General features: G+C 68.3%; 13 protein-coding genes and 1 pseudogene. 4 read left to right on the top strand and 10 right to left on the bottom strand.

Going from position 1 to position 12,916, the window contains the following annotated elements; translation table 11 throughout:
• Nucleotides 1-242: 242 nt before the first annotated feature.
• The 7 genes from ACWD0A_RS30010 to ACWD0A_RS29980 all read right to left on the bottom strand — a co-directional run bounded on the left by ACWD0A_RS30010 (nt 243) and on the right by ACWD0A_RS29980 (nt 6,140).
• Entirely contained in the window at nt 243-2,315 is a 2,073-nt protein-coding gene (locus tag ACWD0A_RS30010; RefSeq protein WP_451303157.1) for a hypothetical protein, read from the bottom strand.
• Nucleotide 2,316: 1 nt separating this feature from the next.
• On the bottom strand, nt 2,317-3,885 hold the full coding sequence (locus ACWD0A_RS30005; RefSeq protein ID WP_451303155.1) for a hypothetical protein: 1,569 nt from the start codon (nt 3,883-3,885) through the stop codon (nt 2,317-2,319).
• A 78-nt stretch (nt 3,886-3,963) separates the two neighbouring features.
• Complete coding sequence (locus ACWD0A_RS30000; protein ID WP_451303208.1) at nt 3,964-4,302, bottom strand: RRQRL motif-containing zinc-binding protein; 339 nt, start codon at nt 4,300-4,302, stop codon at nt 3,964-3,966.
• Entirely contained in the window at nt 4,302-4,541 is a 240-nt protein-coding gene (locus ACWD0A_RS29995; RefSeq protein WP_451303153.1) for a hypothetical protein, read from the bottom strand. The genes ACWD0A_RS30000 and ACWD0A_RS29995 overlap by 1 nt, the downstream gene beginning before the upstream one ends.
• A complete protein-coding gene (locus tag ACWD0A_RS29990) occupies nt 4,538-5,548 on the bottom strand; it encodes a DUF2637 domain-containing protein (protein ID WP_451303151.1) in 1,011 nt (336 codons plus the stop codon). Before ACWD0A_RS29990 ends, ACWD0A_RS29995 begins: the two co-directional genes overlap by 4 nt.
• On the bottom strand, nt 5,545-5,880 hold the full coding sequence (locus tag ACWD0A_RS29985) for a hypothetical protein (protein ID WP_451303149.1): 336 nt from the start codon (nt 5,878-5,880) through the stop codon (nt 5,545-5,547). Before ACWD0A_RS29985 ends, ACWD0A_RS29990 begins: the two co-directional genes overlap by 4 nt.
• Nucleotides 5,877-6,140: a DUF6284 family protein gene (locus ACWD0A_RS29980; RefSeq protein WP_451303147.1), complete on the bottom strand. Its 264-nt coding sequence runs from the start codon at nt 6,138-6,140 to the stop codon at nt 5,877-5,879. Before ACWD0A_RS29980 ends, ACWD0A_RS29985 begins: the two co-directional genes overlap by 4 nt.
• 967 nt (nt 6,141-7,107) lie before the next feature.
• Between ACWD0A_RS29980 and ACWD0A_RS29975 the strand changes: the two genes are divergently transcribed.
• Both ACWD0A_RS29975 and ACWD0A_RS29970 read left to right on the top strand, forming a co-directional pair.
• Nucleotides 7,108-7,866 carry a helix-turn-helix domain-containing protein gene (locus ACWD0A_RS29975; RefSeq protein ID WP_451303145.1) on the top strand — a complete coding sequence of 253 codons (759 nt, stop codon included), beginning with the start codon at nt 7,108-7,110 and terminating at the stop codon, nt 7,864-7,866.
• Between the two features lie 2 nt (nt 7,867-7,868).
• Entirely contained in the window at nt 7,869-8,342 is a 474-nt protein-coding gene (locus ACWD0A_RS29970; RefSeq protein WP_451303143.1) for an NUDIX domain-containing protein, read from the top strand.
• On the opposite strand, the gene ACWD0A_RS29965 is transcribed toward ACWD0A_RS29970, so the two are convergent.
• Together ACWD0A_RS29965 and ACWD0A_RS29960 are read right to left on the bottom strand one after the other, a co-directional pair.
• Nucleotides 8,330-8,902 (bottom strand): HD domain-containing protein, encoded by a 573-nt coding sequence (locus ACWD0A_RS29965; RefSeq protein ID WP_451303141.1) that lies wholly within the window; start codon nt 8,900-8,902, stop codon nt 8,330-8,332. The two genes, ACWD0A_RS29970 and ACWD0A_RS29965, sit on opposite strands and share 13 nt — an antisense overlap.
• A gap of 1 nt (nt 8,903) precedes the next feature.
• The gene (locus ACWD0A_RS29960) at nt 8,904-9,365 is read right to left on the bottom strand and encodes a GntR family transcriptional regulator (RefSeq protein ID WP_451303139.1); all 462 of its coding nucleotides are present in this window, start codon (nt 9,363-9,365) and stop codon (nt 8,904-8,906) included.
• 303 nt (nt 9,366-9,668) lie between these two features.
• Here ACWD0A_RS29960 and ACWD0A_RS29955 point away from each other — a divergent pair.
• Nucleotides 9,669-10,467, top strand: a pseudogene (locus ACWD0A_RS29955) (IS5 family transposase).
• Nucleotides 10,468-10,637: 170 nt separating this feature from the next.
• On the opposite strand, the gene ACWD0A_RS29950 reads toward ACWD0A_RS29955, so the two are convergent.
• Nucleotides 10,638-11,912 carry a hypothetical protein gene (locus ACWD0A_RS29950; RefSeq protein ID WP_451303137.1) on the bottom strand — a complete coding sequence of 425 codons (1,275 nt, stop codon included), beginning with the start codon at nt 11,910-11,912 and terminating at the stop codon, nt 10,638-10,640.
• Nucleotides 11,913-12,330: 418 nt separating this feature from the next.
• Between ACWD0A_RS29950 and ACWD0A_RS29945 the strand changes: the two genes are divergently transcribed.
• Nucleotides 12,331-12,576, top strand: a complete 246-nt coding sequence (locus ACWD0A_RS29945) for a hypothetical protein (RefSeq protein ID WP_451303135.1) — start codon at nt 12,331-12,333, stop codon at nt 12,574-12,576.
• Nucleotides 12,577-12,916 lie beyond the last annotated feature (340 nt).

The following is a 12,916-nucleotide window of genomic DNA, read 5'->3' as shown; positions in this document are numbered from 1 at the left end:
TTGCAGGTCACAAGCTGTTTTCGGCCCTCACAGAGCTGCCCAGGCCCCTTCTCGCGGGCGGTGCGACAAGTGGCAGGCGGCCACACGCCGCGGGGCCTTGTCGGTGGCTCCGGATACTGTGCGGGGTGGTCGGCCGGACGGAGATCGTGAGGGACTCGCGGCCATGGGGGGTGGGTAGGAAGGTCCCCGGCATCCAGCCCGGGACTGGAATTGGGATCCGTGGCACCACCCCCCTTCTCCGCTCACTCTTCGGCAGGGTTTTCTTGGGCGTGGCGGTGGTGGACGTAGCGGGCTTTGGTGCCGGTGCCGACCCGCACGGCGGTGCCGTCGTCGGTCCAGGTCTTGAGCCAGCCGACGACCGTTTGCCGGGTGGTGCCGTGTTCGTCCGCGAGGGCGCGGGCGATCGCGGATGCCCCGGTGCCGTCTGGTCCGGCGGCGAGCAGCAGCGCGAGCGCCGCTTCCTTGGCTGCGTTGTCCTCGGCCCGCAGGGCGGACAGGTTCAGCCCGCCAGCCGCGGGCGGCTGCTCTGCTCCTGAGCCGTCCCGTTCGGGCGCGGTGGCGAACTGGGCGTCGATCTGCTCGCGGAACTTCCGCGCGAGCGCGTCCTCGTCCAGGGGACCGGTCGGCCGCTGCTCGCGCAGCGCGGACAGGTTCAGTCCGTGCGCCCCTGTGCCGGTCTCGGTGCTCCGGTCCTGGGTAGCGTCGTCGCGCATCCAGGCGGTGCGGGCACTGTCCCAGCGCCGCGCGTAGTCCGGTCCGGCCGCCTTCGCGGACGTGGCATCGAGCTGCGGGTGCCGGTCGGAGGTGGCGGCGACGATGTCGCGGATCTGGTTGGGCAGGATCCGCCACGACTTGAACAGTGCGGCCGGGGACTCGGGGGTGCCCATGAACCCGGCGCCCTTGTATGGGGCCTGGTCGACGCGCAGGCCGCGGGAGCCGGGGAACTGCTTGCCCAGGTCCATGCCCTCGGTCTCCCCGCCGGTCAGAGCGACGCGCACCTTGGCCTCGCGGCGGATCATCAGGTTGCCGAGTACGGCTCCGGTGGCTCCGAGGGCGGTCAGGACGGTGCGGATGCCCATGGCGCGGGCGATCCGGATCACTTCGAGGATCTTCTCCGCGAGCTTGCGGGACTGCTTGTCGCTGCTGGCGAGGATTTCCGCGCCTTCGTCGATCACGATCATGATCTGGGGGATCCGGTCGCTGATCGGCAGGAGATCGGTGTTCGCCTTGGACATGAGGTCCTGGTAGGCCATCTTCCGGTGCTTGGCCACCTTGACCGCTGTGTCCAGCATCAGCGCCGCTTCCTCGTGGGAGGCGGCGAGCCAGTCCACACCCGGCCGCATCCCGTCGCCCGACGTCGCGTCGAGGGCGGGGCGGACCCAGGGCAGGCCGGCGGATCCGGCGTTGAGGTCGATGACCCAGGTGAGGATGTCGGTGGCGCGGGCGAATCCGGCGAGGATCGTGTGGACCATGTTCGTCTTGCCCGACCCTGTCGGCCCGACGACGAGGGCGCACTGTTCGCGCAGGTAGGCACGGATCTCGTCCGCGTTCGTCCGCAGCCCCCACGGAATCCCGGTGTGCAGGGACAGGGGACCGTAATCGGTGGGGTAGGTGACCTCGGCGGCGAGCACGTTGACCGTGGTCACATCCACCAGGACGCGGCCCTGGTCGATGCCCTGCGACGCGGTTGCGGTGCAGCCGTGCGGCAGCCGCGCGTCGGCGGAGAGCTGCGCGGAGTGCTGCGCGATCTTGTCGTAGGTGGTGCCGCCGGGCGGGAGCTCGGCGTCGATGGTGAACCCGGTGCCGGCGGGCCACTGCTCGACCGCGAGCACGCGCACGGTGATGCCACACACGCGCTGGATCCGGTCCACCCATTCCGCGGCGATCGCCCGCCGCTCCGCGGACAGCTCCCGGGCGACCTGCCGCTCATGGACGGCGATCGCCTCTTCACGCAGCAGGGTGGCGCGGGCGGCGGCCCCCAGCCCGACCCCGAACGTGGCGAGCGACCCGAGCGCGGCCCACGAGAGCGGGCCGGTGGTCATGGCCCACGTGGTCCACCCGGCACCGACGAGCCAGGAGGCGGCGCGCATGCCGATGGTGCGGGCGGACAGGCGGTCGCGCAGGCTGGTGACGGTGTGGCCGATCGCCCCGGTCGCGCCGACTGCGAGCGCCCACCCCGGGGGCATGCCGGTGGCGGCTCCGGTGGTGGCGACGGCGAGGCATCCGGTGGTGGCGGACAGAGCGCCGGTCACGGGTCCGTGACCGGCCGCCCAGTCCCACACCGGCCCCGTGCTGGCCTGTGTGTTGGCGCTCATGTCAGACGTTCCATCCCTTCTCGGCCTCGGGCCCGTTGCGCGGGTCCTCGTGGCGGGCGATGTCCTGCTCGTGGGCCTGGCGGAACAGCGGGCCCATGTCCTCCGCGACCGCGACCGCGGACATGACGGCGCCGAAGATGTCGTTGAAGCCGTCCGCGACCTCCTTCTCCAGCGGGAACTCGGAGTCCGCGCGCTCGGCGAGGACCCGCATCACGTTCGCCACGCTGGTCAGCGCCGCGGGGAGCCCTTCGACCATGGCGAGGATCTCCATGGCGTTCTCGGGGTCGTACTGCTGAGCAGCGGATTCCATCTCCGCCGCGTAGTCCTCGAAGCGGAAACCGGACACGATCTCTCCCTCACTCGTCGTCGTGCTGGGTGCTGCGGGGACGACACCGGCCGGGCGCTCGACCTGGTCCCCGATCTGCTCGGTGCCGTCGCTGTTCGCCTCGGCGTCGGCGGCGGCCTCGTCGTCCTGCAGGGCGGCACGAATGGCCTCGTCGCGGGCCGTGCGCTGCTCGTCGGCGGTGCGCATCAGCCGCGCGTACAGGCGGCGGCCGGGGTGGATGAGCCACGGAAGCCCGAGCTTGCGGCCGATCGGGGACGTGATCAGACCGACCACCCCGAGCGCACCGGCGAGCAGCGCGGCCAGAAGGCGGCGGCGCTGGAACCGGGCCGCCGACCGCCACAGGGCCTTGCGCGCCTTCTTGCGGGCCGGTGCCTTGCGCGCCTGGTCGCGTTCGGCGGCGACCTGCCCGGCCGCCCGCGCATCCCGCGCCTTCCGGGCCCGCTCTATCGCCGCCCCGCGTGCCTTCCCGACACGGCCGGCGGCCTTGCCCACGGCACGGCCGACCGGCCCCTTACCAGCCAGACTCCCGGACCGCCGGTCGGCCTTGGCCTGCCGCCGCGCGTCCGCCACCGAACGGCGGGCGCCGGTCGTCTCGTTGCGGCGGGCGGCCCGCGACGGCGAGGACTGCCGCGCAGCTTCCCGCAATGCCTTGATCTGGCCCACCGTGCCGCGTGCCTTGCCCGACGAGGCGGAAGGCGACCCGGCGGATCCCTTACGGCCGGTACGGTTCAGTCCCCGCGTCCGCCCGGCGGATGCGGCGGCGGAACCGGTCGTGCTGCGGGGCGACTTGCCCCGGCCGCGACCAGTGGCCTTAGTGGTGCCGGCGCTCCCGTGACGGGACTGCCCCGGCACCCGCCCCCCGCTGGGGCGGGAGCCGCGGCCGGGCGCAGTGGCCCCGGCCTTCACGCCGGTCCGAGCAGCGCTCCGGGCCTTCGCCTGGCCACACTTGTCACGGCGGTTGCGGGTCGCGGCCGCCGTGCCCAGCACGACCGCGCCGGTGGCGGCCACGGCGAGCGCGGCCGGTCCACCCACCAGCGCGGCAGCGGCCAGCAGGGACGTGGTGGCGTTTGTGCCGGTCACCGCGAGCGGGACGACCGGCCAGCCGCCGGGCGTGTGGTCCACCTCGGCGGCCGGGGTTTTCGTCTGGTCCGGCGTCACGAGTGGTGGTGTGGGCTCCGGGGCGGCCTCGGGGGCCGCTACCGGAGTGATGGTGGTGTCCGTCATGCTGAGTGCACTCCTTCACGGGAGATCAGCAAGGCCCGGACGCGCCTCCAAGCAGACGTCCGGGCCTTGCGCATGTGGTCAGGTAGCGCGCTGTTCCTCGTGGTGGATGCAGGTGCCGCACATGCCGTGCGAGCGTGGGATGCGATAGCCCACATCCCGGCGGCAGTTGAGGCAGACGCGCTGTGCGGCGTTCGCCTTCGCCAAAGCGGCCCGTTTCGCTGGCGTCATGGGTCGGACGGGCTTGGCCTGGTCGATCCGGTACAGGTAGGCGACCAGCGGGCCGCGACGCCGGCGCGGGCGCTGCAACTCGGCCGCGACACCCTGCCCGCCGGGCCGCAAGCCCAGTGCGCGCAGCTGGCGGTAGGTGGCGTAGCCGTCCGGGGCGAGCCGCCACTGGTAGACCGGCAGCGCGGCCATCACGTGAGCCGGTGGTAGGCAGCCCGGCAGGCTGCGGCGTGCTTGTTGGCCTTGGCGCGGGTCATGAACAGGCTGTCCAGCAGAGGGAACTCGGACTGCTCGCCGCAGCCGTGACAGTCCCAGCGCGATGCCTGGCCATGCTGGCTGCCGGTGACGTCGACAGCGGCGCCGAACTGGTTGTGCAGGCGGATCAGCAGGTCACCCGGCTCGACCGGGGCGGTGTTCGGGGAGAGCTTCACGAGACGGCTCCTTCCAGAGCATGCGGGCCGGTCGGGGCGGTGTCGCGCAGTTCCTGGTAGCGGGTGGAGACCCAGCCGATGGACCAGCCGCACAGCTCCGCGGCTGTGCGCACCGGCAGGCCGGTGGCGTAGGCGGCGTGGACGATCTGCCGGGCGCGGCCCTCGGGAAGCTTCTCGTTCGCGGGCCCGGCGGCGAGCAGTGCGGCGCGTTCACGCTCGGCCCGCTCCTCACGCTCACGCTGTTCACGACGGGCGGCTTCCTTGCGCTCACGACGCTCGTTCTCGCGGCGCTGAGCGGCCTCCCGTTCACGGCGTTCACGATCGCGCTCAAGCTGTTCACGCTCGCGTTCACGGCGTTCACGAGCCTCTCGCTCGGCTCGCTCCCGAGCCTCCCGTTCCGCGCGTTCCTCACGGCGTGCCCGCTCCTCGCGTTCAGCGTGTTCACGGGCGAGCGCTGCTTCGTGCTCGCGCTGTTCACGCGCCAGCAGCGTGGCGTGCTCGCGCTCCTCGCGGGCCCGCTTCTCGGCCGCCTCCCGCCGCTCGGCCGCCTTCTGCTCGCGGGCTTCCCGCTCGGCGCGCTGCTCGGCCTCCAGCCGCGTCACTGCGGCGGTGATGGCGCGCCGGTAGGCGAGCCCGGTCTCTGCTGTGACGATCAGCAGCAGCGGCGCGACCGCGTGCACGGCCACGCCGACCAGGTCTTTCTTCAGCGCGGAGTCGGCCACGTTCAGGGCGAGGGTCATGCAGCCGGTCAGCCACCGCAGCACGACCGGCCACCGGCCGCCGTGCCCGCCCAGGCTGGCCAGGACGGCATCGAGGCGGACCACGATGACGACCGCGGCGTCCACCACCAGGGGCAGGATCGGCGCGGTCCAGTCCCACTCGTCGGGGGTGTGCCGGGCCGCGAGCGGGGTGACGGTGAGGATCGAGTAGAGCATCGCCCCGGCCACGATCATCCACGTCCCGACCGACAGAGCGCGCTCGGCTGAACGGATCTGAACACTGTTCACGGGCCGACCTCCGCCCGTGAACGCATCACCGGGGTGGCGGGGATCTTGGTGTAGCCGACCAGCACCAGTCGGGCGCCGGCGTAGTCGGTCTCCGTCTTCAGGACGCGCGTGTGAACGCCGTGCTCGTGGTAGCTCACGGACTCGGGCGCGATCCCCAAAGCGTCCCGCCATGCCTCGAACCCGGCGAAGTCGTCGTGGAAGGACAGCTCCAGCCGGTCCGGGTAGACCGTGGACACCGACACTCCCGGGGCCGGGAGATGCGCGTACTCCGCGCTGAACATCCGCAGGACGACCAGCGGAGCGTTCAGCGCTGCCAGGGTGGACGAGCTCATGCGGCACCACCCCTCAGCGCCGTCGCGGCGCGGTTCGTCAGGTCCCGGCGGGCCGCGAGGACCCGGTTGCGAGCCCGGCGGATCCGCCGCTCGTCCAGCACCGTGGCCGGACGGTCGAGCAGACCGATCTGGACGTCGAGCAGGTCGACCTCCGCCACGATGAGCGGCATCTCCCGCTCGATCGCCTCCAGCTCCGCGGCCGTCGGCTCGCGGTCGATGTCGGCGGTAACAACCGCCTGAACAGCAACGATGTGCTTCATGAGTCGTGTTCTCCCTAGCAGGTGGACGGCTCGACAGCGCCCCCGGAGTTGCCGCTCCGGGGGCGCACGCCGTTGTCGGGAATCAGGTACTTCGCATCAGCTCAGCGGCCGCCGGCCGCCGCATCCGGATGCGGACGCGGGGGCCGCACCGGAAGCGGTGGCCGCTCGTCCCGCTCGTGCTCGCCGCTCACCGGCGGCCCTGCACACGGGCGTTGTCCGCACTGCGCTTGTTCGCCTCAGCGGCCTTCCGGGCCAGCTCGGCCCGCTCCGCCTCTGTCAGACTGGTGAACACAGGGACCTCCACACAGGTGCCTGTAGGCGCCGCCCAGAGCTGCAACTCCGGGCGGCGCATCCATGTAGAGCCAGGGGATTCCAGCTCCCCACGCCCCGCCCGTACGGCGCGAGCACCGGACGGGCGAGGGAGGCAACCGGCCGCCGTCGGCAGACGGCGGATCAGGGGGGTGGTGCGTCAGACCTCCGATTCGCGTGGTGGCGCTGGCGCCGGGGAGGTCTGGTTCCCGGGGCGTTTTGCGGCGTCAATGTCGGCCACGCGGTTCTTTAGAGCCGATGGCGTGTCCCCCTGCGCGGGGTGTGGGGCCCGGTTGTGACGCGGGCCCGGTCTCGGTCGGCTGGTCTCCACTCGCCTCGGCCGGCGTCTTCACGACCGTGATGCTGCGGTGGATCACGCTGTCGAGTTGTTGAGCACGCTCCGAGCAGCCCAAAGAAGGCCCCTCGGGTGCGGTTGAGAACCGCAATCGACCTGCAAGCCGAAGCAGTACCTCTATTACAGGTACTGCTTCGAGCTCCGTCAAGCTTGACGGCGAACTCTCCGATCTCAGCGCCGGGACTTCTTGGCGCACCATCAGAATCGGTGCAGGTTAGGGGCGTTGTTCACCCCGCCCTTGGACACCTGAGGGTCATCTCGCTACGGTCAGGAAGTCCCTAGACGTCCCGCCGGGGGGTTGAGATGTCCAACGAGCGCTTACGGTCCGCCCTCTTGGCCCAGGGCATGACCGTGCAGGACCTGGCCGAAGCGATCGAGGTCAACCCGAAGACGGTTGAGCGCTGGATCACGCAGGGGAAGGTCCCGTACCGGCGGCACCAGTACGCGACCGCATCCGTGCTCAAAGTCGAGGTGACGACCTTGTGGGAGGACTCCCGCACGGTGGACGGTGCGACCGACCTGAGCAAAGCGGAGATCGTGACGGTCTACCCGCATCGGCACATGGTGCCCACCGGCCTGTGGCGGGAGATCTACGGGCGGGCCCAGTCGCACATCGACGTGCTCGTCTACTCCGGCCTGTGGCTCTCGGAGGACCCGCTCTTTCACGACCTGCTCAAGACCAAGGTGCAGGGGAACGCCCAGGTACGCATCCTGCTCGGGGACCCCGACTGTGCCGCAGTGCGGCAGCGCGGCATAGACGAGGGGCACCAGATCATGGACGGCAAGATTCGAAACGCACTGATGAACTACCGCCCGTTGTTCAAGAGCCACCCGGACATCGGCTTCCGGCTCCACGACGCGACGCTCTACAACTCACTGTTCCGAGCCGACGACGAGATGCTCGTGAACACCCACGTCTACGGCATCGGCGCGTACATGGCGCCCGTCCTGCACCTGCGACGCTTGCCGGGCGGCGGCCTCTTCGACACGTACGCGAATAGCATCGAACAGACCTGGGGAGGCGCGCGCCAGGTCACGGATCACGACCTCACGGGAGCTTGACCATGGGACGCATCGACTACCTTCACGACCCCGACGCTCCGCCGGCCAACTCGGTGGTGCCGTCCGTCGTGGCGTTCGTGCAGAACGCCGCAGGGGAGGTGCTGGTCATTCAGCGGTCCGACAACGGCCGTTGGGCGCTCCCTGGCGGCGGCCACGACGTCGGAGAGTCGATCAGCGACACGGTCGTGCGCGAGGTGTGGGAAGAGACTGGCATCGAGGCCGAAGTCGTCGACATGTCAGGGATCTACACCGACCCGGGTCACGTGATGCTCTACGACGATGGGGAGGCGCGCCAGCAGTTCAGCATCTGTTTCCGCGCCCGGCCCGTCGGCGGGGATGTGCGTACGAGTAGCGAGACGACGCAAGTCCGCTGGGTTGCCCCAGCGGACCTGGCAGGACTCGACATTCACCCAACGATGCGGCTCCGCATCGAGCACGCCATGGACCGGACGCGGACGGCTCCCTACATCGGCTGACGCTTCACTGCGGCGACCCGTTCGAGCACGCGGGCGGTGCAGGCCAGGATCTCCGGTTCGGCGCGCCGGATGAACATGCCGATCAGGCTGTTCGGCCCGTACCGCCCCGCGATTTCGTTGATGCGGTCGACAGGATTCGTCGGGGCGCCGTCTGGCGTCGTATTCATGTCGCAGAAGCAGAGCGCGTCGGAGAGCTCCGCGCGCTCGCGGGGGAACTCGGATTCCAGCTCCTCGCGCAATCCGCGGGCCTCAGCCTCCATCCATGCGCAGGAGTGGTGGGCCACGAGACGGATCACGCGAACGTCGGCATTGGCTACGTCCCGCAGGTACCGGGCGCCGTCGAGGGGATGGAAGCCGGTCTTGGCGAGGTCGGGTGAGTAACCGATGTCGTGAAGCACCGCCGCGGCCTCCAGCAGCTCGGCATCGTCGCCCAGGATCGGCGCGATGATTCGAGCACGCTCGGCGACCCCGAGTGAGTGCGCCCACCGCCGTGGTAGTGGCTCGGCGAGCAACGACTCCGCGAGCGGGTAGGCCCAGTCGGTCAGTCCCGTGCTGCTCACGCTACGAACGCTCCTCTCGGCCCGGCAGGGCCAGTACGGTTCGCTGTTTTCCTTGCTGGCTCGTTGACAGCAGACCGGCTGCCTCCAGCTTGTCGAGTGCTTTTGCCACAGTCGGCCGTGAGACACCGAAGCGCTCGGCAAGAGCACTTGTGCTGGGGAACTTTGCCCCCACTTTGAGATCGTCGGCGCGGATCACTTCTGCGATCTGCTCCGTCAGCGGCCGGCGGTCACGCTCCTGCCCTGCCCGGACGACGCGCCACCGCCCCCCAGGCACCCGCTCGGCACGCCCCTCACTCTCCAGGACACCAAAGGCGCGCAGCGCGACCCCGCGTGAGACCCCGTGGTCGCGCATGAGCTCCGCCGCCGACGGCAGCTCGGCCATTTCCGGCTTGGCGTCGATCTCTGCCTTCACGACATCGGCGATCCTCAGGAAGGTTCCCCGAGGGCTAGCCTCCTGCGACACATGGTCTCCCTTCTCGTGCCCTTGGTCACGGACAAGCGTCCCATGGCATCGTTTCGGCTCTTGGGGCTGAGCGGGTCGGGCTGTCGTGAGCTCGTACTTTCTCTACGTGATCAAGGCCCGCGCACGGCGCGGGCGCGCGCCGCCTCTGCGGCGCGGCCTGCCTCCTATCTCCGCCCCGGCTGGCCGCGCTCGGCGGCTGCGGGCATGGAGTGGGAGAAACCCTCTGTGGCTGGGGCGGTCGGCTCCACGGCTTTACAGGTCATCTCATTTGGCTGGTTCGGTAGGCTGTCGGTTGTGGTGGGGATTGTTGAGCGGCTGGTGCCGGACGAGTTGTGGGAGTTGTTCCAGCGGGTGGTGCCGGAGGCTCCCTCGCGGCCTCAGGGTGGTGGCCGACGCCGGCATGGTGACCGGGAGGTGCTGGCGGCGATCGTGTTCGTGGCCACGTCGGGCTGCACGTGGCAGCAATTGCCTACGGCGTCGTTCGGACCGTCGGGGGCGACGGCTCATCGGCGTTTTGCCGAGTGGACAAGGCCAGGGTGTGGGCCAGGCTCCACCGCCTGGTCCTTGATGAGCTCGGCTCCCGCGGCGAGTTGGACTGGTCCCGCTGCGCGATCGACTCGGTGAACATGCGGGCTCTGAAAAGGGGGACCTGACAGGTCCGAATCCTGTCGACCGGGGCAAGTACGGGTCGAAGATCCACTTGATCACCGAGCGAACCGGTCTGCCTCTGTCCGTCGGAATCTCGGGGGCGAACCTGCACGACAGCCAGGCCCTGATCCCTCTGGTGAAGGGCATACCGCCGATCCGCTCCCGCCGAGGACGCCGACGACGCAGGCCGGGAAAGCTCCACGCCGACAAGGGCTACGACTACTCCCACCTGCGGCGATGGTTACGCGGGCGCGGCATCACGCACCGCATCGCCCGCAAGGGTATCGAGACTTCGCAGCGGCTGGGCCGCCACCGCTGGACCATCGAGCGCACCATGGCCTGGCTCGCCGGCTGTCGCCGCCTCCACCGACGCTACGAGCGCAAAGCCGAGCACTTCCTCGCCTTCACCAGCATCGCCTGCACACTCATCTGCTACCGCAGACTCACCAAATGAGATGGCGTCTTAGGCAGCCACTTTGGGGCGAGCCTCGAAGATCATGGCCCCAACGTCGTGCTTTACCGGGCAGGTCCACAGACTGCCCGACGCGCCGGAAGCTTACGGGGCCATGATCACTCGCCCCAAAGCAGCTCCAGCCCAAAGCCGCTCCGCCGACCTGGAACGTTTCATGCGGGAAGATCGACAGCACCAGCGATGAGCACCTTCTGTGCCAGAAATCGCATGAGTACATTCTCGGCGCGGAGAGACTCGGCTTCAGGCGAGAAGGGCATCAGCAGTGAGTCCACCTGACCTCCACCATCTTCCTTCGTGTGAACCACTCGACACCTGATTTCATAGATTCTCTCGCAAAGCGAGTCGGCCAGGTCTCCCTTTTTCCGTTTCGGGTCTACTGGCTCAAGTCCTGCAATTACTTGCCTCTTAGCGCTGAAGTGTCCAAGGACTTCAGGATTCGCTGAGAAAAAGTCCGAAATTGCATCTTCGGAAACGCAGTACCTAACCGTTGCCTTCAGCTGGCTACGCTCGTCTCCGTACCCTCTTCCAGGTTGACGTGTGATTCGCAGGATGCGCGACAAGTGACGTTCATCATTCGCTCTAAAATTTGGATCACGCAACTCGTTGCGCAGCTTATCGAGAAGATCTCGCTGGCTGTAGCGAGAGAAGTAGTATTCGAGGACCTGATAGTAGGCAAGGAACTCAAGCAGGGGCATTCCCACTGCTGATCGAGCGTACCGGTAGAGACTCAGCGGCTCAGCGGCGTACTGAAGCTTAGGTAGCGTAGGAGCGCTTGCGTTTGGGTTGGCCCGCCGACCAAATCTCATTGCGCTCACCGGTCGCATGCGCCGGAAGGTGAATGAAAGGCCATACTTCAGATCGAGCTCGAAGAGGATGGCGTTACCCGCACTTTCAAGAAATGCCAAAGCCTCAGGGTAAGTGCTGTTCTGTCGCCCCTTAAGTTTGAGAGTGACAGGCCCAAAGTTGGAGAGAACAGAGAATCTCTTAGACGGTGGACTGATCTCCGCAGACCAGTCCTCATCCCTAGTGCCGGTTATTGTAACGGATCCTTGAATTTTGGCGCGTGGATTCGCCGGATCTGCAGTTACCCATCCGGGAATACGTTCTACTAGGCGGTGGGTTGGCCCGCTGTTGGCCGACAGGGCAACTTCGATACTGGGATTTTCCCCCAATACCTCAAAGGCTTCGTACTCGCCGAGGGCGCGAATTTTCGAGAAATCCATTTCCAGGCATGTGGGTGCATCATTTTCGGAAATGAGTACAGCGCGAGAGCTCCTGCCGGACGCGATGTCGATCTGCAGTAATGCCGATTCGTCCCACGATGTCGCCCATTCGCAGGAGATGCCCGCCGCCTGGATTGTTTTCTCCAGGGCAAGCAATGGGGAATCCGACTTCAGGGAATCCGCTGGGCTGTTATCGGCAGTCATCGTTCTTCCCGGGGTTGCGTGGATTCTGAGGAAGTGATGATCCCACAGGGCGTGGTGTCGTGTCCTGCATTATGTTCGCCCGTCGTGACGTATCACGATTCGGTGTAGTCAACGCCTCGGAAAGATGCTGGCGTGCGGCTGCGGGCGGCCACTTGGAGAGCTGTACAGCCAAGCTGGCTTCGGGGGGTCGTCATCAGTACACATCTACGCTTGCCCAGCGGTGATCACCAAGGGTGAGCCCCGGGCCGTCCCTGGGCCGTGCGAGGCCGACCAACGCTGACAGGCGGCACCCACGGGTGACCGCCCCCAACCCCGCTGCGGCCTGGGCTACCGGAGTGGATCTGCGCCACTGGTACAGCCATGCCTAAGCCCGGAGAACTGGCATGACGACGCCGGGCCGGCTGACTACGGTGGTTCCGTGCTGGAAGACGATGGTGGTCTGACCGCCTGGCTGGAGTCGAAGCGGCTACTCACGAGCCCTGAGCGCCACATCGACACATTGCGACGCCTGCTCGCCGAGGATGACGACGCGCTTCTGATGTACGACTATGACCTGATCAGTGATCCGCAGACGGTCGCCATCGTTAGATCTCAGCAGCGCGCAGCAGGACAGCGCCGCCGTAGGCTACGGCGACTGGCAGCACGTCGGCGCTCCGCGGAGTGACATCAGCGGATGACATCAACGCCCTCGGACGCAACGGACTGGAACAGAGTAGGAGCACCGGGAACTGTCAGCGTCGTGGGCGCGGAGCAGGCAGCACGGCCCGGTGAGCGAACTTACAAGGCAGGTGTCGGCGACGCCGCGCGTGCCAGATCCGGGCCAGATCGAGCGGTCAGCCACGGTCAATTGGGGTGTGAGGCGGTGCAGGCACGCGCCGACAGGCTCAGCTTTGCTGTACGCCTGTTGCCTGATGAGGCTCGTTGAATTTCCCCACCCGGTGCTCAGGGGTTCCCCAGACCTGCTCACATTTCTCCCCACCCGCAGCGCGCTGACCTGCGGACGG

The organism is Streptomyces sp. NPDC002867, from assembly GCF_053591895.1.
The sequence above is the reverse complement of the archived record's forward strand: the minus strand, read 5'-3'. Positions and strand labels throughout refer to the sequence as shown.

Bases quoted from the DNA above. Each gene is read 5' to 3' on its own strand.
- ACWD0A_RS30010 (WP_451303157.1), bottom strand. From the start codon at position 2,315: ATGAGCGCCAACACACAGGCCAGCACGGGGCCGGTGTGGGACTGGGCG.
- ACWD0A_RS30005 (WP_451303155.1), bottom strand. From the start codon at position 3,885: ATGACGGACACCACCATCACTCCGGTAGCGGCCCCCGAGGCCGCCCCG.
- ACWD0A_RS30000 (WP_451303208.1), bottom strand. From the start codon at position 4,302: ATGGCCGCGCTGCCGGTCTACCAGTGGCGGCTCGCCCCGGACGGCTAC.
- ACWD0A_RS29985 (WP_451303149.1), bottom strand. From the start codon at position 5,880: ATGAGCTCGTCCACCCTGGCAGCGCTGAACGCTCCGCTGGTCGTCCTG.
- ACWD0A_RS29980 (WP_451303147.1), bottom strand. From the start codon at position 6,140: ATGAAGCACATCGTTGCTGTTCAGGCGGTTGTTACCGCCGACATCGAC.
- ACWD0A_RS29975 (WP_451303145.1), top strand. From the start codon at position 7,108: ATGTCCAACGAGCGCTTACGGTCCGCCCTCTTGGCCCAGGGCATGACC.
- ACWD0A_RS29970 (WP_451303143.1), top strand. From the start codon at position 7,869: ATGGGACGCATCGACTACCTTCACGACCCCGACGCTCCGCCGGCCAAC.
- ACWD0A_RS29950 (WP_451303137.1), bottom strand. From the start codon at position 11,912: ATGACTGCCGATAACAGCCCAGCGGATTCCCTGAAGTCGGATTCCCCA.